This window comes from Rathayibacter sp. AY1F3 (genome assembly GCF_002931975.1).
GTDB lineage: Bacteria > Actinomycetota > Actinomycetes > Actinomycetales > Microbacteriaceae > Rathayibacter.
In genome coordinates, this window is record NZ_PSVF01000002.1 from 56,064 (window position 1) to 76,915 (window position 20,852).

The following is a 20,852-nucleotide window of genomic DNA, read 5'->3' on the forward strand; positions in this document are numbered from 1 at the left end:
GTGTCCACGCTCCGATCCCTCCGAGGCGCGAACAACGAGGGCGTCCTCGCCCTGGTCCTGGTCGCCCTCGTGATCGTCATGACGGCCGTGAACCCGGTCTTCTTCAGCGCGACGACGGGTCTGTCGATCCTCCGCAGCGCCACCGTGCCGCTGATCTTCGCGCTCGCGGTCCTGATCGTCATCGTCTCCGGAGGCATCGACGTCTCGTTCGCGGCCGTCGCGATCTTCTCGGCCTACACGGCGGTCAGCGTCACCCTCGCCACCGGGCAGGACCTCCCCGCGCTCGCGATCATCGCGATGGCCGTGGTGATCGGGGCGGTGCTCGGCCTGGTCAACGGCTTCGTGATCGCGAGGTTCCGGCTTCCCACACTGATCGTCACGCTCGGCACGCAGGGCGTGTTCGTCGGTGTGATGTACACCTTCGTCGGCGCCCAGTACTACGCGCAGCTGCCCCCGTCGCTCGCGGCGCTCTCCTCGGTCAACGTCGTCGACGTGGCGACCTCGGGCGGCCGCGCGGCCCTCCACCTGATGACGCTGCTCGCCGTCGTGCTCGCGGTCGTGGTCTGGCTGATGCTGACGCGCACGATGTTCGGACGCTCGCTCTACGCGATCGGCGGCGACATCGAGGCCGCCCGCCGGGCGGGCTTCCGCGTGGTCAGGACCCAGCTCTCGGTCTACGTCCTCGTCGGCGTCCTCGCCGCCCTGGCCGGGATCGCGCACATGGTCCTCGGCCGCAGCGCGAACCCGCAGGACCTGGTGGGCGACGAGCTCGACATCATCGCCGCGGTCGTCCTCGGCGGCGCGTCGATCTTCGGCGGCCGCGGGTCGGTGCTCGGCACGGTGCTGGGCGTCGTCCTGATCCAGGTGATCAACAACAGCCTGCTGCTCGCCGGCGTCCCCAGCGCCTGGCTGCGCGCCGCGGTCGGAGTCCTGCTGATCGTCGGAGTCGGCGTGCAGGCGATCGCCGCGCGCCGCAAGGCGAAGCGGGTCCGGCCCGTCGACGACGACGTGAGCCACGAACGAGAGAGCGCGAGGGTCGCATCATGACCGACGGATCCCGGACCACCTCCGAGCACCCGGCTCGGCGCATGAACGACCGCCTCGACGCGTTCACCCGCGGTGTCGTCGGACGCGCCGCGGGCAACCGCGGGACGGGCCGGATGCTCATCGCGCTCGTCGTCGCGGTCGCGATCTTCGCGATCGCCAATCCCCGCGTGTTCCTCAGCCCGCTCAACCTGCAGAACATCGGCGTCGCGGCTCCCGAGATCGGCGTGATCGCCATCGCGATGATGCTCGCCATGCTCACGGGCGGCATCGACCTCTCCCTCGTGGCGATCGCCAACCTGTCGGCGGTGACGATGGCGACGATCTACTCCCAGGTCGCCGCCGCCGACCCCGCCGCCGCGGAGGCGATGACCGTGCCGATCGTCCTCGCGGGCCTGGTCGTCGGAGTCCTCTGCGGCGCCCTCAACGGATTCCTCGTGAGCGTCGTCGGGATCACCCCGATCCTGGCGACCCTCGGCACCATGCAGATCCTCAACGGCATCGCGGTGGTGTGGACCGGCGGGACCACGCTCTACGGAGCACCGTCGGCCCTGACGACCTTCGGCATGATGGCCGTCGGGCCCGTCCCGGTGCTGTTCCTCGTGCTGCTCGTGGTGGCCGTCGCGGTCGCCCTGCTGATCAACACGACCTCCCTCGGCCGCAAGGTGCAGCTGGAGGGAGCGAACCCCGAGGCCGCGCGCTTCTCGGGCATCCGCAGCGTCAGCGTCCTCTCGCGCAGCTACATGATCGGCGGGCTGCTCGCCGGCGGCGCCGGGGTGCTGTTCCTCGCCCGCAACCCCACCGCGTCCGCCGATTACGGCTCCTCGTACGTGCTGCTCGTCATCGTCATCGCGGTGCTGGGAGGGACGAACCCGTCGGGCGGCTTCGCCTCGGTCGCCGGAGTCGTGCTCGCCACGCTCACCCTCCAGGTCGTCTCGAGCGGATTCACCGCTCTGCGGCTGACCTCCTACGAGTACGCCATCGCCCAGGGCGTCCTCCTCATCGCCGTCATGGTCCTCGACTCCGTCACCGCGAACCGGCCGCGCCGGCAGCGGGCGACGGCCCCGACCCCTCCCGCGCCCGCGCGGCCCACCGTGGACGCGTCCACCAGAACGGAGCACCAGTGAAGAAGATCATCAACGAGCCGAAGGACTTCGTCGACGAGTTCGTCGAGGGCATCCTGCTCGCCCACCCGACCCTGGTGAAGACGCCGGGCAACGACCTGCGGATCCTCGCCCGCGCCGACGCCCCCGTCGCAGGGAAGGTCGGGATCGTCACGGGCGGCGGCTCCGGCCACCTGCCGCTGTTCAAGGGCTACGTCGGCACGGGGCTGTGCGACGCGGTCGCCATCGGCAACGTGTTCTCCTCGCCGTCGTCCGCGCAGATCCTGGAGGCGACCAAGGCCGTCGACGGCGGCGCCGGCGTCCTCTACCTGTACGGCAACTACGGCGGCGACGTCTTCAACTTCGACCTCTCGGTCGACATGGCCGAGCTCGAGGGGATCCGCACGCTGACCGCCCTCGGACGCGACGACGTCGCCAGCCAGCCGAAGGAGCGGGCCGCGGACCGCCGCGGAGTCGCCGGGATCTTCTTCGCGTTCAAGGCGGCCGGCGCCGCCGCCGAGCGCGGGGACTCGCTCGACGAGGTCGCGGCCGTCGCCGAGGACGTCATCGAGCACACGGCGACCATGGGAGTGGGCCTCTCCCCGACGATCCTCCCGATGACGGCCAAGCCGAGCTTCGAGCTGGCCGAGGACGAGATGGAGATCGGGATCGGGATCCACGGCGAGCCCGGCATCCACCGCGGCGCACTCGAGTCGGCGGACAGCATCGCCGAGCACCTCACGGAGCGGCTCGTCGCCGATCTCGGCATCGGCGAGGGCGACCGCGTGGCCGTGCTCGTCAACGGCATGGGCGCCACTCCCCTCGAGGAGCTGTACCTGCTCTACCGGCGGGTCCACGGGCTCCTCGCCGAGCGCGGCGTCACCGTCGCGAAGAACTACATCGGCGAGTATGCGACCAGCCTCGAGATGGCCGGAGCGTCGATCTCGCTCCTCGCCCTCGACGACGCGCGTCTCGAGCTGCTGAACGCCCCCGCCCAGTCCCCCTTCTTCCGAGAGGTCTGATCACGATGAACGGAACCGAACTCAGCTCCGCGATCGCGAAGTGCCTGGTCGTCTTCCCCGAGCACGCCGACGAGCTCGGCGACCTGGACCAGGCGCTCGGCGACGGCGACCTGGGCATCACGGTGTCGCTCGGCGCCAAGGCCGCCCGCGAGGCGCTCGCGCTGCTCCCGGACACGGCGACGCCGACCGAGGTCGTGCTCGCCTGCGCCAAGGCCTTCGCCAACGCGAACCCGTCGACGATGGCCGCACTCGTCGCGGGTGCGCTGCTCGCCGGCTCCCGGGTCTGGGGCGATGCCGCCGCCATCGGCTCCGACGACGTCAGCGCCTTCGCGCTCGCGGCCGCCGAGTCGATCAGCCAGCGGGGCAAGTCGCAGGTGGGTGACAAGACGATCCTCGACGCGATGTTCCCCGCGGCGGAGGCGCTGCGCACGTCGGAGCCCGGCCCCGCCGCCCTCGACGCGGCGATCGCGGCCGCCGAGCAGGGCGTGATCAGCTCGAAGGAGCTGCAGTCCCGCCGCGGCCGTGCGTCGTGGCTGCAGGACCGCAGCATCGGCCTGCAGGACCCCGGAGCCACCGCCTACCTGCGGTTCCTCCAGTCCTGGAAGGCCGCCACTTCCGACCAGGGGGCGGAGCTCCCCGCGGAGACGACCTCCGACACAGAGATGAAGGTGCACTGAGATGGCGAGAATCGGATTCCTCGGACTGGGGACCATGGGACGCGGGATGGCGGACAACCTCGTGAAGGCGGGGCACGACGTCACCGTCTGGAACCGCAGCGCGGTCCCGGAGGTCGCGGGAGCGGCGACGGCCGGGTCCGTCGCCGACGCGGCGAAGGGCGCGGACTTCGTCCTCTCCTGCTTCGCCGACGACACGGCCGTGCGCGAGGTCGTGCTCGCCGAGGGCGGGCTCGCCGGCCTCGTCGATCCGTCGACGATCGTCGTCGACCTGTCCACGATCAGCCCCGAGGCCAGCGACGAGGAGCGCGCGGCGTTCGACGCCCGCGGCGTCCGCTTCCTGGACGCCCCGGTGTTCGGCTCGAAGGGCGAGGCCGCGGCGGGCGGGCTCTGGGTCGTCGTGGGAGGTGACGCCGAGGTCTTCGCCGAGGCGCGGCCCGTGCTCGAGGCGATCAGCGAGACCGTCCACCACATCGGCCCCGGCGGCTCCGGTGCTCGGATGAAGCTGGTCGGCAACCTGATCGTCGCGTCGCAGCTGCTGGCGCTCGGCCAGGCGCTCACCCTCGCCGAGAAGGGCGGGCTCGACCTGCACAAGGTGCTGGAGGTGCTCGCCGTCACCGACTTCAAGTCGCCGATCTTCGACGGCGTCGGTCCCTCGGTCCTCGCCGGCGACTACTCGCCGTCCTTCGCCCTCGCGCTGATGCAGAAGGACGCGGGGCTGATCCAGGCCTACGCGGACAGCGTCGGCGCGCCCGTCCCCGGCGTCGCGACGGCCCGCCACTACATCGACGAGGCGATGGCCGCCGGCTTCGGCGGGGAGAACGCCTCGGCGCTGATCAAGGCGATCGCCGCCGAGGCCGACGTCGACCTGACACGGCGCTGACCCTCCGCCCGGGGGCGCCCCTGCCCGGCCGTGACGGCCGCCGCAGGGGCTCCCCGGCACCCTCTCCGTCCCGGCCGCGCCGCGTGCTTCACTGGAGGGATGACCACGCGTGACGACCACATCGCCGACTTCGCCGAGTTCCTGACCGCCTCCCCCTCCTCGTACCACGCGGCCGCCGAGGCGGCACGGCGCCTCGAGGGAGCCGGATTCACGGGGCTGGACGAGACGCAGGCGTGGCCCGCGGAGCCCGGCCGGTACTACGTCGTCCGCGACGGCGCGATCATCGCCTGGCACCTGCCCGAGGGCTCCGGAGCAACCACGCCCTTCCGCATCCTGGGCGCCCACACCGACTCCCCCGGCTTCATGCTCAAGCCCCGGCCGACGATCGGCTCGAAGGGCTGGCTGCAGGCCGGCGTCGAGATCTACGGCGGCCCGCTGCTCAACTCCTGGCTCGACCGCGAGCTCGAGCTGGCCGGGCGCGTGGTCACCCGCGACGGCTCGACGCGCCTGCTCCGGACCGGCCCGCTGCTGCGCATCCCGCAGCTCGCGATCCACCTCGACCGCACGGCGAACGAGGGCCTCACTCTCGACCGCCAGAAGCACACCGTCCCCGTGTTCGGCGTCGGCGACGCCTCCGAGGTCGACCTGCTCCAGCTGCTCGCCGCGCACGCCGGGCTCGACGACGCCTCCGACATCGCCGGCTGCGACCTGCTCACCGCCGACACGCAGGCGCCGCGCCGCTTCGGCCTCGACGAGATGTTCCTCGCCGCCGGGCGGATGGACGATCTCAGCTCCGTGCACGCCGGCCTCGTCGCGCTCCTCGCGGCGAGCGCCGATCCCGCGGCGCCGCCCGCGCACATCAGCGTGCTCGCCGCCTTCGACCACGAGGAGCTCGGCTCGGCGAGCCGGTCCGGAGCGAGCGGGCCGTTCCTCGAGGACGTCCTCTCGCGCATCGGCACGGCCCTCGGCGCCGGCGTCGACGAGCGCGCCCGGGCGATCGCGGCCTCCTGGTGCCTCTCGGCCGACGCGGGCCACTCGGTGCACCCCAACTACTCCGAGAAGCACGACCCGGCGAACCAGCCGGTCGCCGGGAAGGGGCCGCTGCTCAAGATCAACGCGACGCAGCGCTACGCGACGGATGCGCGCGGCGCGGCGCTGTGGGCGGGCGTCTGCGAGCGCGCCGGGGTCGGGTACCAGGAGTTCGTCTCGAACAACTCGGTGCCGTGCGGATCCACGATCGGCCCGCTGACCGCGACCCGGCTCGGCATCTCCACGGTCGACGTGGGAGTGCCGCTGCTCTCGATGCACTCGGCGCGCGAGCTCGCCCACGTGGACGACCTGGTCGGTCTGACCGCGGCGATCGAGGCGTTCTTCACTCCCTGAGCCGGGTCGGGCGCGACCGGGGCACCGCGGCCTGGAGCACCCGCCGGACGGGCCCCCGCGGCTCCGCTCAGTCGCCGGGCGGCCGCCGGCGCTGCTGCTTCGTCTCGGAGCGCTGCTGCTTCGCGGCGAGCCGCCGGCGGGTGGAGCCGCGCGTGGGCCGGGTCGGGCGCCGCGGGGCGGAGGGAGGCGCGAGGGCCGCGGTGATGATCCCGCGGAGCATCTCGAGGGCCGTCTCGCGGTTGCGCAGCTGCGAGCGCTCCTGCGCCACCGTGACGGTGACCGCTCCGGAGACGAGCCGCCGCCCGAGGCGCTCGAGCAGGCGCGAGCGCTGCTCGTCCGAGAGAGCCGCCGACTCCTCGACGCTCCAGGTGAGCTGCACGCGGCTGTCGGAGGTGTTCACGTGCTGCCCGCCGGGCCCGGAGGAGCGCGAGAACCGCCACTGCAGCTCCGATGCGGGGACGACGAGCCCCGGCCGCACCTCGAGATCCATGCGGCAAGCCTGGCACGCGCCCGCCCCGGAGCGGGAGCGCCGGCGATCCGCTCCCGGGTGCGGTGTCCTCTTCCGGACGTGTCCGCTACAGGCTCTTGTCCCCGCCGTGGTCACGTCCGAACACTGGAGAGGTGCCCGGGCGGGCGCATCGGCCGACTCCTCACTGCCACCCGAAGGCGTCGAGGGGTCGGCCGCACCGTGTCTGCGACGATGGCGGGCATGACGATCCTCGACCGGTTCCTCGCGCGCCTCGACGAGGAGGGAGCCCGCGACGGACTGCCGCCGGGCGCCGTGGAGGCGGCCCGGCTCGCACTGGCCCGCGCTCGTGACACGCACGATCCCGAGGAGCGGGCCGCGGCACTCGCGCCGCTCGCCCGGCAGATCTCGGACACCTGGCCGCACGCCTCGGCGCTCGGCCGGGACGTGCTCGGGTACGTGCAGGGGCTGCGACGGTAACGCCGGGATCAGGTCCCGCGGCCGGTCCACGCCGAGCCCCGTCCCCGCGGCGGCACTGCCCCGCCCCGGCTCAGTCCTCGCGCGGCACCGTCTCGGCGAGGTCGATCTCGCCGTCGTCCAGCGCTCCCGGCTCGAGCGCCTCCGGATCGACGAGCACCGGCTCTCCGGCACCGGCGTCGCCGTCGCGGGTGCGCGAGTCCGCCGCCCACGCCGTGCCGAGCGCGAAGAGCGTCGCCACTCCGTAGTGCTCCATCGCGGCGGCCACGCGGCGGCGGCCGGTCCGCGGGTTCATGCCGAGCCGGTGCGACGCGGTCTCGAGCGTGACGCCCTGGCGCATCAGCCGGAGCAGCGGCAGCCAGCTCTGGTCGACGGCGCCGATCGGAGCGGCCTGCCGCCACAGCACCTCGAAGTACGACTCGACCAGCCCCGCCAGCGCCGCATGGCGCACGCCGAGCACGCTGGTCGGCTTCGTCTCGCCCCGCTCGAACGGGACGGCGAGGTGGTCGCCGTCGACCCAGAACCAACTCGGCGGGCTCTCGAGGAGCCGGTACTCGACGCCCGCCGCCTGGTACGCCTCCACCCGGGCGAGCACCCGCGGGTCGCGCGCGCCGGCGGCCGGCATGATGACGCGCACCCGGTCCTTCGCCGCGAGCGCGTGCCCGAAGCGGATCGCCCGCTCCGTCGGCGGGTCGAGGAACCGCTCCACGTTCGGGAGCACCGCCACGAGCGAGCCGGAGTCGCGGCGGACGAGGTCGAACCAGAGGTCCTCGGACGCGTGCGGCCCGTGACGGAGGAGGGTCGGCACCGGATCCGTCGTGTCCTCGCCGACCCGCCAGGCGCCGAGCAGCATCGGCAGGCCCGCGACCACGCTCTCGATCCCGTCCAGGGACTCCCTGCCCGCCCGCCGCGCCGACTCCGTGTGCCGGGCGATGGCCGCGGCCGCCCACTCCATCGGCGCCGGGAAGTCGAGCTGCTCGCCCTCGCCGCCCATGAGCCCCCGGCCGCGGAGCCGCTCGATCGCCGCAGCGACCTCGGCCTCGTCGATGTGGGTCAGCTCCGCCGCGTCGGCCAGCGTCGCCGGCCGTCCCCGCAGCAGCGCAGCCAGGAGTCCGTCGTCGTCCATGCGTCTCCTTCGCCGTGGGCCGTCACCCGAGGGTGCCGTCTCCGCGGTCGAGGAGCAAGGGACGCGCGGCGGACGGCGGGGAGCGGCCAGGCGGGGGCGGGGGATGAACTCGTGACGGGCACGGACCTCGGCTCACCTGAGGACTTCCAGCGGAGACCTTCTTCTTCGCTCTCGATCGCACTCTTTCGCAGTGGCGGCTCGTCACCGGGAAGGCGGTAATCACTGCGGACGTCCGGGATCGATCAGGAGCGCGGTACTGCGGTCACTCGGACAGCAGCGGGATCGAGCGGCCCAGGCGCCTGCCGTACTCGGCGATGGCGCGGCCGACGGGGAGCCGCTCGGTCTCGTAGCGCTCGAGCGCCTCGTCGACCGGGTGCCGCGCGAGAGAACCAGCGAGGGCCAGCGCGTCGCCCGCCGCCTTGGCCGCACCCATGGCCGTGTGCGGCCGCACCGTCACGGCGGCGTCACCGAGGAGGGCGACCCGGCCGCGGACCGTCCGCGGCGGGACGTAGTCGACGATCGCCTGCAGGAAGGGCTGCGGCTCGGCCAGGACGGCAGCCGCGAAGGGCGGCGGCAGGCGGTCGAGCGCGTCCTCCTCGAGCCGGCGGCGGAGATCGTGGGCGAGATCGCCGGGCGCGAGGGACACGCTCTCCGGCGGACGGCCGGACGCCGTCATCACTCCGCGGAGGGCGTCCTCCGAGAGGGGCCGGTACCAGACCCAGTTGTAGCGCCGTCGGCCGGGCTCCACCTCGCCGGCGGGTCCGGGGACGAGGTATCCGAGCATGTGCTCGCCGGGCGCGGTGTAGAAGGCGAAGCGTCCGAGCAGAGTCGCCGCGGCCTGGGCGGGGAGCGCCGACTCCGGGATCAGCCCGCGCCAGGTCGAGTAGCCGGCGTAGCGGTTCCCCGGCGCCTCGGGTGCGACCGCCGCGCGCACGACGGATCCGAGGCCGTCGGCTCCGAGGACGACGTCGAACTCCAGGCCGCTCCCGTCGCGCAGCTCGACGACGACCGGGTCCGTCCCGGTCGAGGGGCGCACCCCGGCGACGGCGTGGCCGAGGAGGTAGCGGTCGGCGGGGATCCGCGAGCGGAGCGTGTCGTAGAGGTGGTCCCACGACACCTGCGTCTGCGGGGAGGGGTCGCGGCCGATCACGCGCCCGGAGCGGTCGAGGGTGATCCGCTCGTGCGCGACGACGCCGACCCGCGCCTCGTCGTCGCGGCCGATCGCGTGCAGGAGGTCGATCAGGTCCTGCTGGGCAACCAGCCCGGCGCCCCGCCGCGACAGGCCCGTCGCCGACCGCTCGAGGACCGTCACGCGGTGCCCGTCGCGGACGAGCAGGGCCGCGGCGAACAGTCCGCCGATCGAGCCGCCGACGATCCCGACGTCGAGCGGGCGCACCGCTCCTCCTGCTGCCATGAGCGCGACCGTACCGGCGAGCGCGCGACGCCCGTTCCTACAGACGGCGGAACAGCGCGGCCTCAGGCGCGGTCGTCCGCCCGCAGCGACCGGATCATCCCGCGGAGCAGGCGCGCCGCCGCCTGCCGCTCCTCCTCCGCGAGCCCCTCCAGCATCCGCAGCTCCACCCCGCGGACGGCGGCGGACGCCTCGGCGAGGCTGCGGCGTCCGCGCTCGGTGAGCCGGGCGGGGAGCACCTTTCCGACCGGAGCCGCGTCGGGGCGGGTGACGACGCCGTCGCGCTCCAGAGTCTGCAGCAGGACGTTCATCGACTGCCGGGTGACGAAGGCGCCCCGCGCGAGCTCCGAGTTCGAGAGGCCCGGCCGCTGGGCGAGGAGCTCGAGGCAGGAGTAGTGGGTGACCGTCATCCCGAGCGGGCGGAGCACGGCCTCCATCGCCGCGCGCAGGGCGCTCGACGCCTCCTTGAGGAGGTAGCCGAGCGAGGTCTCGAGGTCGATGCCGTCTTGACTCACGTCAGTATTCTGACATACGCTCTGGTGTGTCAGAAAGCTGACACAACCGAGGAGGAACCCCATGCCCGTCACCGGCCCCGACTTCGTCTCGCTCCAGGTCCGCGACCTCGCGGCGTCCCAGGCGTTCTACGAGCAGTACCTCGGCCTGGTCCGCTCGCCCGCCGGCCCGCCGCACGCCGTCGTCTTCGCGACGACTCCGATCGCCTTCGCCCTGCGCGACCTCGCGCCCGGCACCGACCTCGACTCCGCCTCCCGCCCCGGGGTGGGCGCCGCGATCTGGCTGCACGCGACCGGCGTGCAGGAGATCCACGACGCGCTCGTCGCCGACGGGCACCCCGTCGTCGCGGCTCCGATCGACGGCCCGTTCGGGCGCACCTTCACCTTCGCCGACCCGGACGGGTACCACGTCACCCTGCACGACCGCGCCTGAGCGGAGTGAGACGGGGCGGGGCCGACCGCGCCTGAGCTGAGCGGGGCGGAGCGGACGAGACGGGGCCGGGCGCCTCAGCCCATCGCGCGCAGCTGAGCCGCGAAGAGGTGCAGCGACCGGTCGACCTCGGGCAGCGCCGGCGTCCGGTTGAGGTGCCCGTGGGGCATGCCGGCGGCCAGGTGCCCGGTCACGGCGACGCCCGCCTCCGCGAGCTGGCGCAGGAGCAGCTCCGCTGACCCGCGCAGCTCGTCGTACTCGTTCACGAGGACCGTGACCGGAGGCAGACCCGCCAGCGGCGCGGAGCCGGGCAGCGCCTCGACGGGGAGGTCGGAGATCCGCCCGAGGTAGGTGCGCACCATGCCCTCGATGCTCGACGGAGGGAAGCGGAGGACCGGCGGCAGCTCGCGCAGCTCGGCCGCGATCGCGTCGTCGACGGCGGGGTTGGGGAAGTGGGCGAAGGGGTAGGCCAGGAGCACGTGCTCCGGCAGCCGCGCACCGGCGTCGCGCTCGCGGAGGACCGCGCCGAGGGCCAGGGCCGCTCCCGCGCTCGCGCCGCCGATCGCGACGGGCGTGGATCCGGACTCCGTGCTGCGGAGGTGCCGCCAGGCGGCGTGCACGTCGTCGAGCGGGACGGGGTAGCGGACGTCGGGGCCGGCGAGCCGGTAGTCGACGGAGACGACCCGGGCCCGCGCCCGGTGCGCGAGCTCCGCCGCGACGACGTGCGACTCGCGCATGTCGACGCTGCCGGCGGCGAATCCTCCTCCGTGCACCCAGAGCAGAGCGCGCTCGGGCGCGGCGGGCGAGTACACGCGCAGCGGGACCGGTCCGTGCGGGCCGGACGCCGTCTCCGCGACGACGTCGATCCCCTCCGGCAGCGACCAGGGCCCCGGATCCTCCTCGAACGCGGCCATGCGGGCGACCTGCTCGGCGTCGAGCGGATACGCGAGGCCGGCCAGGAGGGGCAGCCGAGCGGCGAGGTACGGATCGAGCGGCATCGGCGCCTCCTGCGGGGTCGGGGTCGCGGACCACGCTAGCCCGGCCGCGGTCCTCGAGCGGCGCCTGCTCAGCCGCGTCTCTGCAGGAGCAGCACGCCGTCCAGGAGCACGGCGGCCGTGCCGTCGGGAGCGGTCACGGCGCGCTCCCTCGTCTCGACGAGCTCCGCGGTCCACTCGGCGGGGTCGAGGGCCAGCTCGGCGAGCTCCTCCTCGGGGCCGAGGAGGTGCATCGCTCCGTGGCGGTGGTCGTCGCCGCTCGCCCACGGCGGGGGTGCGGCGTGCGAGACGACGGCGAGGCGGCCGCCGGGAGCGACGACGGAGGCCGCCCGCCGCAGCACGTCGATCCGCGGGAACTCGGCCATCGAGTGCAGGAAGCTCGCCGTCACCAGATCGAACTCCCCCACGACCGGCCAGTCCTCGGCGAGGTCTGCCTGCACGAAGTCCACATCGGCGCCCCGCTCGGCCGCGGCCGCGCGCGCCCGGCCCAGCGCCGTCTCGGAGAGGTCGAGCCCGGTCACGCGCCAGCCGAGCGACGCCAGCCACAGCGCGTCCGCCCCCTCACCGGCGCCGAGGTCGAGGGCGCGGCCCGGCGGCAGCGAGCCGACCAGCCCGACCAGCGTCGCGTTCGGCCGGCCCGACCAGATCCGATCGGAGTCGGCGTAGCGCGCCTCCCACTGCTCGCGTGCGGTGCTCATGCTGCTCCTCGTCCCCGGGCGCAGGGGCACCCGCGTCGAGGATGCCGCGCCGCCGCTCCGGCCGCCAGCCGTCGTGCCGAACCGGCACGGGCACCCGTCCCCGCGGACGACACGGCCGGACGGAGCCGCGGCGCCGCGCGGACCCGCCGGACGCACTTCCCCGACACGCCCCGCGCCGATTAGCGTCGGTGCATGGCCCTCCGACTCGAAGAGATCATCGTCGACTGCACCGACTTCCGGACCCTCGGGCACTGGTGGCAGGAGGCGCTCGGCTGGGACGTCGTGGACGAGGACGAGGACGGCATCGAGCTGCTCGCCCCGTCGGGCCGCGGGCCGAGCCTGCTCTTCCTCGACGTGCCCGAGCGCAAGACCGTGAAGAACCGGCTGCACCTGGATTTCGTGCCGGACGACCAGGAGGCGGAGGTCGCGCGGCTGGTCGGCCTGGGGGCGACGCGGTCCGACGTCGGGCAGGGCGAGCAGTCCTGGGTCGTGCTCGCCGACCCGGAGGGCAACGAGTTCTGCATCCTCTCGGCGCGGGAGTGAGAGCGCTTCCACTTTCCAGGACGGTTGTCGGGAAAGCGCTTCCATGCGCATGCATCGAAAAAGATTCTGAAATGTCAAGGGTAGAACGATCGTTCTCGACTCCCTAGCATCGCCTCCGACGCGTTTCCCGACCGGGAGCGCGCGGAGCCGAGGAGTCACCGTGACCACCTACGACAGACCCGTCGCCGCCGTCGGCATGACGCAGTCGCAGCAGCAGGGCGAGCTGCTCGCCGGCCGCGCCCTCGAGAACCGCGCCTTCGGCCTCTACGCGTACGCCTACCGCCTCACGCTGTCGGACTCCGCGGCGAGCGCCGCCCTCCGCCACGCGGCGGTCACCGTCCGCAGCGGACGGCCGCAGGGACTCGACGACACGGGCGCTCTCGACCTGATGCGCTCCGAGGTCGGGCGCGCGAGCGTGCAGCGCGGCGGCTCCGCGATGGAGCGCGCCGAGCAGGCCCCGCCGGCGATCCGCGAGGACGACCTGCTGCGCTCGGGCTTCCACCGCCGCCTGCACGCCCTGCCGACGCTCGAGCGCCAGGCCTGGCTGCTCCGGCACACCGGCGGCCACGACGTCGACGCGATCGCGGCGATGCTGCAGGAGCCGGCGGAGCGCATCCGCTCGGCCCTCGCCTCGGCCGCCCGCACGCTGGTCGAGGGCGAGCTGGCCGAGAGCGAGTCCGCGGAGTAGCGCGGCACGAGGTGCCCGAGAGACGCCGGGTCCAGCCGGCGGCGCCCCTCAGGCGTCTGGGACCCGGCCGCGACTCGGCGCGACCGGGAGGACGGGGTCAGTCGAGGTAGTCGATGTCGTCCCACGGCTGGTGGACGTCACCGGTGTCGCGGTCGTCGTCCGGCACCTCGAGCTCCTCGAAGATCACCGGAACACCCGTCGAGATCAGGACGCTGACCTGGCGGTTGCCCACGATCACGAAGTCGACGAGGCCTCCTCCGGCCTGCGTCGCCTCGGTCGCCGACCGCTTCAGCTCGGCGACGTCGGTCCCCTGGGACAGCCCGTAGGTCTTGCCCTCGATGGTGACGGTGGTGCGGATCATGTGGCGCTGCTGCTCCTCGGCTCGATGGGTTCAGCGTACGAATCGCGACAGAGCGCTGCCAGGCCTTGCGGTGGACGCCCGCGGCTGCCACGGGTGAAGTGGCCGGCTGAGGCGAGCGGCGTCCGGAGCCGAGGCCGGAAGCAGCGTGACGGGCCGCTCGGGCTGATCCGCCGCTCCTGACCTCGGTTCCGGACACCGGGCGGCGGAGTCAACCGGGCGCGCTCCACGGAGCTCCCGCCGTAGCGTGGAACCTGTCCGCACGTTCCGCATCCAGCGACAAGGAGGATCCGATGACCGAGAAGAACACTCCCGAGGACCCGCAGACCACCGACCCCGAGCACGTCGACCCCGAGACGGCCACCGACCCCGAGGGCGACCCGGTCGAGAACCCGTCGGGCTGACGCCCGCACCGGAACGGCCCGCGGCCACCGGGACACCGCTGAGAAGGCGGAGTCCCGGGGGTCGCGGGCCGTTCCCGTGTCCGGCGCCGCCATACTGACGGAGTGCAGGCCGAGGACGACGAGCGCAGGGATCTCGAGCGGATCCTGTCGGCCCGACCCCGCGACGACGGCGCCGACCGGGACGAGCGGCGCGAGGCGCTGCGACGGCTCGGCGAGCTGGAGGCGGAGGACGCTCCTCCCGGAGTGACGGGGTCCGGCGCGCAGACCGGCGCCGCGCCGTCCGTGGCGCAGCCGGGTACGGCGCATCCCGGGACGGCGACCGACTCGCGCGCCCCCCTGCCGGCGACCGCACTTCCGCTGTCGGCGACCGCCGGCTCCGGGACTCCGGAGTCGCCCGCCGAGCACCCCGACGGGCCGGCCCCGCGGACGCCGCACCCGCGCCGCCGCCGCCTCGTGCTCGCTGCCGCGATCGTCGGCGGAGCCGCGGTCGGCGCGATCGTCCCCACCGCGCTCCTCCTCCCTCCGCCCGCGGACCCCGTCGCCCCGCCGACCGCCTCCGCGGATCCCGCCGACCGCTTCGCCGCGCTCGTCGAGGGCTGGGAGCCGACCACCGACGTCCCGCCGGGCCTCGCCCTGCTCGCCGGGGAGGCCGTCGTCTACGGCTCCGGGTTCGACACCGCCGAGAACGACCGCCTGCTGATCACCGAGCCGAACGGCACCACGGTGTGCCTCGCCGTGCAGCGCCCGGACGCGTCCTTCTTCGCCGGCTGCACCGGCTCGGAGGCGTTCTTCGCCGGGGAGCCCCTCCGGGTCAGCGGCACGACGCTCCGCAGCGGCGCCCCGGTGTACACGCAGATCCTGCTCCGCCCGGACGGGACGATCGAGGGCGGCTACCAGCTGGTGCCGGAGTCGCCGCAGCCCGAGGCGGCGGACCCCGGAACGGCGGAGTCCGGAACGGTGGAGTCCGGGTCACCGGACCCCGCGACCAGCGAGCCCTGAGCCGCCGGGCCCGCGACCAGCAAGCGGTGAGCCTGCGGCCAGCGAGCCGCTAGGCGCGCGTCGCCTCCGCCGCGTCCGCGATCACCTCGGCCGCGGACGCCGTCCGCTCCCACACCGCGCGCTGCCGCTCGGCGCCCGTGCCCCGCGCCAGGACCCGCTCGACACCGCACGCCGCGACCTCCTCGTCGCCCGACTCCGCCAGCGCCCGACCCGCGTGGTCGAGCAGGCGCGCCAGTACCGCGGAGGCGGGGGCCGGGCAGCCGTCGACCGGATCGATCAGGTCGCCGGTCGTGCCGTGGCGGCTCGCCAGCCAGGAGGAGACGGCGATCACCGGAGTCGGCAGCGGCACGGGCGGGACACCGGCGCCCGCGTCGCGCACGGCCGTCTCGGCGAGCGCCCGGATCAGAACGGCGATCAGCGCCGAGTCCTCGGCGTGCAGCGGGACGTCGGCGATGCGCACCTCGACGGTCGGGTGCGCACGGGAGAGACGGGCGTCGAAGTAGAGCATCCCCTCGTCCAGCAGCACGCCGCAGGAGGTGAGGGAGGCGACGACGCTCCGGTACTGCTCGAGGTCGCCCCAGATGCCGACCGGGCCGGCGGTGGGCCAGCGCCCCCACGACTGGTAGCGCCAGCTGGCGAACCCGGTGTCGGCGCCGGCGCTCAGCGGGGAGTTGGTGCTCAGGGCGAGGAGGGCGGGCAGCCAGCCGCGCAGCCGGTCGAGGACCGCGATCCCCTCCTCCGGCGACCCGATCCCGACATGGACGTGCAGGCCGCAGGTGAACTGCTCGCGGGCGACGAGGCCGAAGCGCTCGGCCATCCGGTCGTAGCGCTCGTCGGCCGAGAGGTGCGGCTCGAACGCGGCGGGGCTGGTCGCGACCGCGACGGCGCGGGCACCGACCTCGCGGGCGGAGTCGTCGGCCAGGCGGCGGCCCTCGCGCAGCCCGGCCAGCAGCGCGTCGTGCGTGCGGGCGGGCGAGCCGACCGCCTCGATCTGCTCCGCCTTGAGCTCGGCGGCCAGGGCGACCGCCGCGGAACCGCGGACGGAGCCGAGCAGCAGCGGCGCCGCGGGCGTCGGGAGGAACGTGCCGGCGTCGACGAGGAGGTACTCCTCCTCCACCCCGAAGGTGCGGGCGCTCATCGGAGCGCCTTCCGCCCGAGTCCCCCGCCGCAGCCCACCCGGTCATCCCACCGTGCCGGGCGCCCGCCGAGCAACCGTCCTCGGCCGATGTTCAGCGTCGGGACGCCCGCGACGCCGGTCCGCGGGCGGGCTGTCAAGGCCGGGTGCAGCGGGGCGCGGAGCGGCAGGATCGGAGCACACCCAGAACCGGAGGTCCCCGTGCCCGACAGCACTCCCGAGCAGGCCGAGTACGACGTCGCCGTCATCGGCGCAGGACCCGCGGGGACGGCCGCCGCCCTCCGCGCCGCGGAGCTGGGAGCGCGCGTCGTCGTGCTCGAGGCCGCGCGCGTCGGCGGCACCTGCGTCAACACCGGCTGCGTGCCCACCCGCGTCCTGGCGAAGACGGCGCGGATGATGCGCGAGACCCGCTCCGCCGGCGACTACGGGATCGAGATCGGCACTCCCGTCCTCGACTGGGCCGCGACCGTGCGCCACGTGCACGAGCGCGTCGACCTGGTGCGCTCGATCAAGCGCGAGGCGCAGCGGTTCGAGGAGGCGGGGGTCGACCTGATCCACGAGGGCCGCGCCCGCTTCGTCGACGAGAGCACCCTCGTGCTCGACAGCGGGCGGCGGATCCGCGCGCGCTCGATCATGGTCTGCGTCGGCGGGCACTCGCGGCGGCTGCCGATCCCGGGCGCCGAGCTCGCGACCGTGCCGGAGGACGTGCTCGGGCTGACCGAGCTGCCGCGCCGCGTCGCCGTGATCGGCGGCGGCAACACGGGCGCCCAGCTCGTCACCGTCTTCAACGCCTTCGGCTCGGAGGTGACGCTCCTCGACGTCGCCCCGCGGATCCTGATGACCTCCGACTCCAGCATCTCCGAGCACGTCGCGTCCGCCTTCGAGCGCCAGGGCGTCCGCGTCCGCACCGGGATCGAGACGGTGTCGGGCATCGAGCGGCAGGACGACGGCTCGCTCGCGATCGCGTGGCGCGAGGGCGGCGAGGACCGCACGGCCGAGGTCGACGTGGTGATCATGGCCACCGGCTGGCCCGCCGACGTCGAGGACCTCGGACTCGAGAACGCGGGCATCGAGGTCGTCCGCTCGGCGATCCCCGCCGATCAGTACTTCCGCACCGTCGTGCCGCACATCTTCGCGGTCGGCGACGCCAACGGGCGCGACATGCTCGTCCAGGCGGCGCAGTTCGAGGCGGAGGCCGCCGCCGAGAACGCGGTGCTCGGCGCGAACCGGCGCACGCCCCAGTTCCTCCTGCCCGCGGGCGGATTCACGGACCCTGACTACGCGGGCGTCGGCTTCACCCAGGAGCAGGCCCGCGAGCGCGACCCGCAGTGCGTCGTCGCCTCGGTGCCGTTCTCGCACCTGGACCGCGCCGTCATCGACGACCGCGAGAACGGGTTCCTCACGCTGATCGCCGACCGGCGCCGCGAGCTGCTGCTCGGCGCGCACGCGGTCGGCGAGAACGCGATCGAGGTCGTGCAGTCGGTCACCACCGCGATGGCGGCCGGAGTCGACCTCGCGACCCTCGCGAACGTCCGCTTCGCCTACCCCACCTACAGCGCGGTGATCGGAATGGCGGCGCGCGCCCTGCTGGCCGAGCCGGCGCGCCCGACCGAGCTGGACTGACGCGCTACCCGATCCTCGGAGGCGGCGCCAGCCCCGAACCGGCGGCCCGCCGCCTCCGAACCACTGGAGACGGGCACTCCGCCCGCACCGCCGAGAGGAACCCCTGTGCCGATCCCCGCTGTCGACTACAACCACGTCCGACTCACCGTCCGCGACATCGCCGTCTCGCGCCCCTTCTACGACTCCGTCTTCGGCTTCGACGTCGCCTTCGAGGCGCCGCCGGCCGACGCGTCGCCGGAGGAGAAGGAGCAGCTGGCGTTCGTGTTCGGCGGAGTGATCTACCAGTTCCCGGGCGGACTGCTCGGCCTGCGCCCCGTCGCGCCCGGCGACGACCGCTTCGACGAGGACCGGGTCGGGCTCGACCACGTCAGCTTCACCGTCCCCGACCTCGACGCGCTGAAGGCGGCCGCGGCCGTGCTCGACGACCTCGGCATCGCCCACGAGCCGATCAAGGACGCCGGCGGCATGAGCCTCCTCGAGTTCCGCGACCCCGACAACATCGCGCTCGAGATCACGTCCCCGAGCTGATCGGAGCAGCGCGCGTATCGAGATCTCCACGCACGAACGGGCAGGTCTCGATACGCCGCTTCGGGCTACTCGACCAGCAGAAGTCCCCGACATGCTGATCGAGTAGCGCGCTCAGCGCGCGTCTCGGGATCCCCGCGAACCCACGGAGCGCGGACTACGGACGACGGCGACGGTACGGAGTCGTCGTCGACACCCGGACCAGGCCCGCGCGCTCCAGGATGGGCCGCGAGTACTCGGTCGAGTCGCTGTGCACGAGGGTCTTCCCGAGTGCCTGTGCGGAGGCGGCGCGGGCGGCCGTGACCAGGCCGTAGAGCCCGCGTCCGCGGTACTCCGGCAGCGTCGCTCCGCCCCAGATGCCGGCGAAGGCGGTGCCCGGGACGGGCTCGAGCCGGCCGCCGGACGCCATCCGCCCGTCGACCTCGGCGACCCACAGCTCCATGCCGTCGCCGCGCGCCAGGCGGGCGACGAGCGAGTCGGCGATCGACACGTCGACCTCCTCCTCGAAGGCGGCGTCGATCATGGCGCTGAACGCGCGGACGTCCGGCTCGTCGACGACCCGCCGCAGCACGACCCCCTCCGGGACCGGCCGCTCCGAGAGCAGCGCCTCGACCGGGCCGATCATGATCGATTCGGCCTCGTCCGGCGCGAAGCCGTTCGCGACGAGCGCGTCGTGCAGGCCGGGGGCCTCGTCGTGGCCGCGGGTCTTCCACTCGACGCGGGTGATGCCGGGATCGGCGTCGAAGTGCGCGCAGGCCGCGGCGACCAGGCGGGCGATCTCCGCGGAGGAGGCGCCGGCGAGGTCGCGGTAGGTGACGAAGCCGCGTCCGCCGGCGAAGGTCACCAGACGCAGAGGCCCCTCGCGCGTCACGGAGACGGCGCTCGGGGTCTCGGCGTCGGAGCGGAGCTGGTCGTCGTAGGCGCGGAGATAATCGGAGCTCATCGCCCCGACGCTACCCCCGGACCCGGGCGATCAGGTCCTGGATGAAGGGGATGACGTCCTTCGCCTGGTCGACGCTGGCGAATCCGGTGGCGACGAGCGGCCAGATCGAGCCGATGAGCGTCGCGATCACGGCGGCCACCGCGGCGACCCAGGCGAGGGCCGCGTTGCGGGAGAGGAACGCGACGGCGAGGCAGGCCAGGCCGACCGCGTAGCTGAGGGCGATCGAGAGGACGATCGCGCCGACCGGGACGTCGAGCGCCCCGGCCGTGGTGCCGTCGGCCGCGCCGATCAGCCCGAGGACGGGCAGCAGCACGGCGACGACGACCACGAACGAGAGCACGACGCCCGTGCCGAGCGCGATCCAGGCCGCACGCGGCTTGCGTCGCGCGCCGTACGAGCGGGTGCGCACGGGACTACTCCCGACCGGCGGTGGACGACGCGCGGTCGTCCTCGGAGCGGTGGGCGTCGTCGGAAGCGGCGTCGCGATCGGCCGCGGCCTCGTCGCGCTCGACGTGCTCGGACTCCTCCGCCGGAGCGACCTTGACGGTCGCGGTGCGGGGGTCGCCGTCGTCGTCCACCGGCTCGACCTGGACGCGGACCACGAACTCCGCGGTCTCGACGACGGCCGGAGCCGCGTGCGTCTCGACGCGGGGGTCGTCCTCGTCGCGCTCGGCGGCGCGCTCGTCGTCGGCCGTCTTCTGGGCGGCTGCGCGCTCGTCGCGCTCGTCGGCCGCACGGTCCATCGCGTCAGCGGCGTCGTCGGCGGCGTCCGCCAGACGTCCGCGGGCGGAGTCGACGGCACCGGAGACGGCGTCGCGAGCGTTCCCGGCGGCCTCCTTGGCGGAGTCGCGGGCGTCGGAGGCGGCGCGCTTGGCGGTGTCGACGAGCGGCTCCTCGTCCTCCTCCGGCTTCTCGATCGGGTCGAACGGGCCGTGGACGTCGGTCGCCTCGACGTTGACGACGACGTGGCCGCCGGCGACCGGCTCCGCCACGCGCTGCACCTGATCGCGCACGGCGTCCAGGACCTCGCGGACGGGGTGGGGGTACTCGACGACGAGGTCGATGTCGACGGTGGTGACGCCGTCGGCCTTCGAGACCGTGACTCCGGGGACGGTGCTGGTGCCCAGCACGCGGCGGGAGGCGCGGTCGAGGCCGCGGGCGACGGCTCCACCGAGGTGGTGGACGCCGGACACGCGCTGGGCGCTCTCGCCGGCGGCGGTCGCGACCCGGCTCTCGGTCGACTCGGGCTCGGACGGCTTCCCGTCGCGGCGGGCGGACTCGCGCCGACTCTGCTCGTTCGGGGTCGGCTGCTCATCGGTGCGGATGCGCTCGACGGTGCCGGGCTCCATCGGATCGGACATGGGGTGCTCCTTCAGAAAGACTTCCATCCCGCCTGAGCGGGGCTCTCCG

The 20,852-nt window shown here is 74.1% G+C and carries 24 protein-coding genes; 13 read left to right on the forward strand and 11 right to left on the reverse strand.

The features are described 5' to 3' along the window. From C5C39_RS01980 to C5C39_RS02005, 6 genes are all read left to right on the forward strand, one after another. Positions 1-1,047 carry an ABC transporter permease gene (locus C5C39_RS01980; protein ID WP_244229522.1) on the forward strand — a complete coding sequence of 349 codons (1,047 nt, stop codon included), beginning with the start codon at positions 1-3 and terminating at the stop codon, positions 1,045-1,047. Beyond that, a complete protein-coding gene (locus C5C39_RS01985; protein WP_244229523.1) occupies positions 1,044-2,171 on the forward strand; it encodes an ABC transporter permease in 1,128 nt (375 codons plus the stop codon). Before C5C39_RS01980 ends, C5C39_RS01985 begins: the two co-directional genes overlap by 4 nt. Then, positions 2,168-3,169, forward strand: coding sequence for a dihydroxyacetone kinase subunit DhaK (locus C5C39_RS01990; protein ID WP_104352530.1), 1,002 nt, complete (start codon positions 2,168-2,170; stop codon positions 3,167-3,169). Before C5C39_RS01985 ends, C5C39_RS01990 begins: the two co-directional genes overlap by 4 nt. Positions 3,170-3,174: 5 nt before the next feature. Further along, on the forward strand, positions 3,175-3,846 hold the full coding sequence (locus tag C5C39_RS01995) for a DAK2 domain-containing protein (protein WP_104352531.1): 672 nt from the start codon (positions 3,175-3,177) through the stop codon (positions 3,844-3,846). Between the two features lies 1 nt (position 3,847). Beyond that, a complete protein-coding gene (locus C5C39_RS02000; protein WP_104352532.1) occupies positions 3,848-4,726 on the forward strand; it encodes an NAD(P)-dependent oxidoreductase in 879 nt (292 codons plus the stop codon). 99 nt (positions 4,727-4,825) lie between these two features. Then, on the forward strand, positions 4,826-6,109 hold the full coding sequence (locus C5C39_RS02005) for a M18 family aminopeptidase (RefSeq protein ID WP_104352533.1): 1,284 nt from the start codon (positions 4,826-4,828) through the stop codon (positions 6,107-6,109). A 67-nt stretch (positions 6,110-6,176) separates the two neighbouring features. Here C5C39_RS02005 and arfB read toward each other — a convergent pair whose 3' ends face one another. Further along, entirely contained in the window at positions 6,177-6,599 is a 423-nt protein-coding gene (arfB, locus tag C5C39_RS02010; protein ID WP_104352534.1) for an alternative ribosome rescue aminoacyl-tRNA hydrolase ArfB, read from the reverse strand. Between the two features lie 219 nt (positions 6,600-6,818). Here arfB and C5C39_RS17165 point away from each other — a divergent pair, with 219 nt between their 5' ends. Then, positions 6,819-7,055, forward strand: a complete 237-nt coding sequence (locus C5C39_RS17165) for a hypothetical protein (protein ID WP_146083862.1) — start codon at positions 6,819-6,821, stop codon at positions 7,053-7,055. 70 nt (positions 7,056-7,125) lie between these two features. On the opposite strand, the gene C5C39_RS02020 is transcribed toward C5C39_RS17165, so the two are convergent. From C5C39_RS02020 to C5C39_RS02030, 3 genes are all read right to left on the reverse strand, one after another. Further along, positions 7,126-8,178, reverse strand: a complete 1,053-nt coding sequence (locus C5C39_RS02020; protein ID WP_104352536.1) for a hypothetical protein — start codon at positions 8,176-8,178, stop codon at positions 7,126-7,128. A gap of 262 nt (positions 8,179-8,440) precedes the next feature. Further along, on the reverse strand, positions 8,441-9,592 hold the full coding sequence (locus tag C5C39_RS02025; RefSeq protein ID WP_219813307.1) for an FAD-dependent monooxygenase: 1,152 nt from the start codon (positions 9,590-9,592) through the stop codon (positions 8,441-8,443). 62 nt (positions 9,593-9,654) lie between these two features. Beyond that, complete coding sequence (locus C5C39_RS02030) at positions 9,655-10,104, reverse strand: MarR family winged helix-turn-helix transcriptional regulator (protein WP_104232916.1); 450 nt, start codon at positions 10,102-10,104, stop codon at positions 9,655-9,657. Positions 10,105-10,165: 61 nt separating this feature from the next. On the opposite strand from C5C39_RS02030, the gene C5C39_RS02035 reads away from it, so the two are divergent. After that, positions 10,166-10,534 (forward strand): VOC family protein, encoded by a 369-nt coding sequence (locus C5C39_RS02035; RefSeq protein WP_104238135.1) that lies wholly within the window; start codon positions 10,166-10,168, stop codon positions 10,532-10,534. Positions 10,535-10,608: 74 nt separating this feature from the next. Here the strand turns inward: C5C39_RS02035 and C5C39_RS02040 are convergent, their stop codons facing one another. Together C5C39_RS02040 and C5C39_RS02045 are read right to left on the reverse strand one after the other, a co-directional pair. Next, a complete protein-coding gene (locus C5C39_RS02040; protein ID WP_104352538.1) occupies positions 10,609-11,529 on the reverse strand; it encodes an alpha/beta hydrolase fold domain-containing protein in 921 nt (306 codons plus the stop codon). Positions 11,530-11,597: 68 nt separating this feature from the next. After that, positions 11,598-12,224, reverse strand: a complete 627-nt coding sequence (locus C5C39_RS02045; RefSeq protein ID WP_104352539.1) for a class I SAM-dependent methyltransferase — start codon at positions 12,222-12,224, stop codon at positions 11,598-11,600. A 192-nt stretch (positions 12,225-12,416) separates the two neighbouring features. On the opposite strand from C5C39_RS02045, the gene C5C39_RS02050 reads away from it, so the two are divergent. Next, on the forward strand, positions 12,417-12,767 hold the full coding sequence (locus tag C5C39_RS02050; RefSeq protein WP_104224051.1) for a VOC family protein: 351 nt from the start codon (positions 12,417-12,419) through the stop codon (positions 12,765-12,767). Between the two features lie 160 nt (positions 12,768-12,927). Next, positions 12,928-13,455 (forward strand): hypothetical protein, encoded by a 528-nt coding sequence (locus C5C39_RS02055; protein ID WP_104282873.1) that lies wholly within the window; start codon positions 12,928-12,930, stop codon positions 13,453-13,455. A 97-nt stretch (positions 13,456-13,552) separates the two neighbouring features. Here the strand turns inward: C5C39_RS02055 and C5C39_RS02060 are convergent, their stop codons facing one another. Continuing rightward, positions 13,553-13,816 carry a hypothetical protein gene (locus C5C39_RS02060; RefSeq protein ID WP_104224053.1) on the reverse strand — a complete coding sequence of 88 codons (264 nt, stop codon included), beginning with the start codon at positions 13,814-13,816 and terminating at the stop codon, positions 13,553-13,555. A gap of 503 nt (positions 13,817-14,319) precedes the next feature. Here C5C39_RS02060 and C5C39_RS02065 point away from each other — a divergent pair. After that, entirely contained in the window at positions 14,320-15,216 is an 897-nt protein-coding gene (locus C5C39_RS02065) for a hypothetical protein (protein ID WP_104352540.1), read from the forward strand. 49 nt (positions 15,217-15,265) lie between these two features. Here the strand turns inward: C5C39_RS02065 and C5C39_RS02070 are convergent, their stop codons facing one another. Continuing rightward, positions 15,266-16,354: a glutamate--cysteine ligase gene (locus C5C39_RS02070; protein ID WP_104352541.1), complete on the reverse strand. Its 1,089-nt coding sequence runs from the start codon at positions 16,352-16,354 to the stop codon at positions 15,266-15,268. A 198-nt stretch (positions 16,355-16,552) separates the two neighbouring features. Between C5C39_RS02070 and C5C39_RS02075 the strand changes: the two genes are divergently transcribed. Both C5C39_RS02075 and C5C39_RS02080 read left to right on the forward strand, forming a co-directional pair. Further along, the gene (locus C5C39_RS02075; protein ID WP_258060409.1) at positions 16,553-17,974 is read left to right on the forward strand and encodes an NAD(P)/FAD-dependent oxidoreductase; all 1,422 of its coding nucleotides are present in this window, start codon (positions 16,553-16,555) and stop codon (positions 17,972-17,974) included. Between the two features lie 105 nt (positions 17,975-18,079). Then, on the forward strand, positions 18,080-18,502 hold the full coding sequence (locus C5C39_RS02080) for a VOC family protein (protein ID WP_104223996.1): 423 nt from the start codon (positions 18,080-18,082) through the stop codon (positions 18,500-18,502). A gap of 154 nt (positions 18,503-18,656) precedes the next feature. Here the strand turns inward: C5C39_RS02080 and C5C39_RS02085 are convergent, their stop codons facing one another. The 3 genes from C5C39_RS02085 to C5C39_RS02095 are packed head-to-tail and all read right to left on the reverse strand — an operon-like array spanning position 18,657 to position 20,803. Further along, positions 18,657-19,442 carry a GNAT family N-acetyltransferase gene (locus C5C39_RS02085; protein WP_104352542.1) on the reverse strand — a complete coding sequence of 262 codons (786 nt, stop codon included), beginning with the start codon at positions 19,440-19,442 and terminating at the stop codon, positions 18,657-18,659. A 10-nt stretch (positions 19,443-19,452) separates the two neighbouring features. Then, positions 19,453-19,851 (reverse strand): hypothetical protein, encoded by a 399-nt coding sequence (locus C5C39_RS02090; RefSeq protein ID WP_104345677.1) that lies wholly within the window; start codon positions 19,849-19,851, stop codon positions 19,453-19,455. A gap of 4 nt (positions 19,852-19,855) precedes the next feature. Beyond that, the gene (locus C5C39_RS02095) at positions 19,856-20,803 is read right to left on the reverse strand and encodes an Asp23/Gls24 family envelope stress response protein (RefSeq protein WP_181136293.1); all 948 of its coding nucleotides are present in this window, start codon (positions 20,801-20,803) and stop codon (positions 19,856-19,858) included. Positions 20,804-20,852 lie beyond the last annotated feature (49 nt).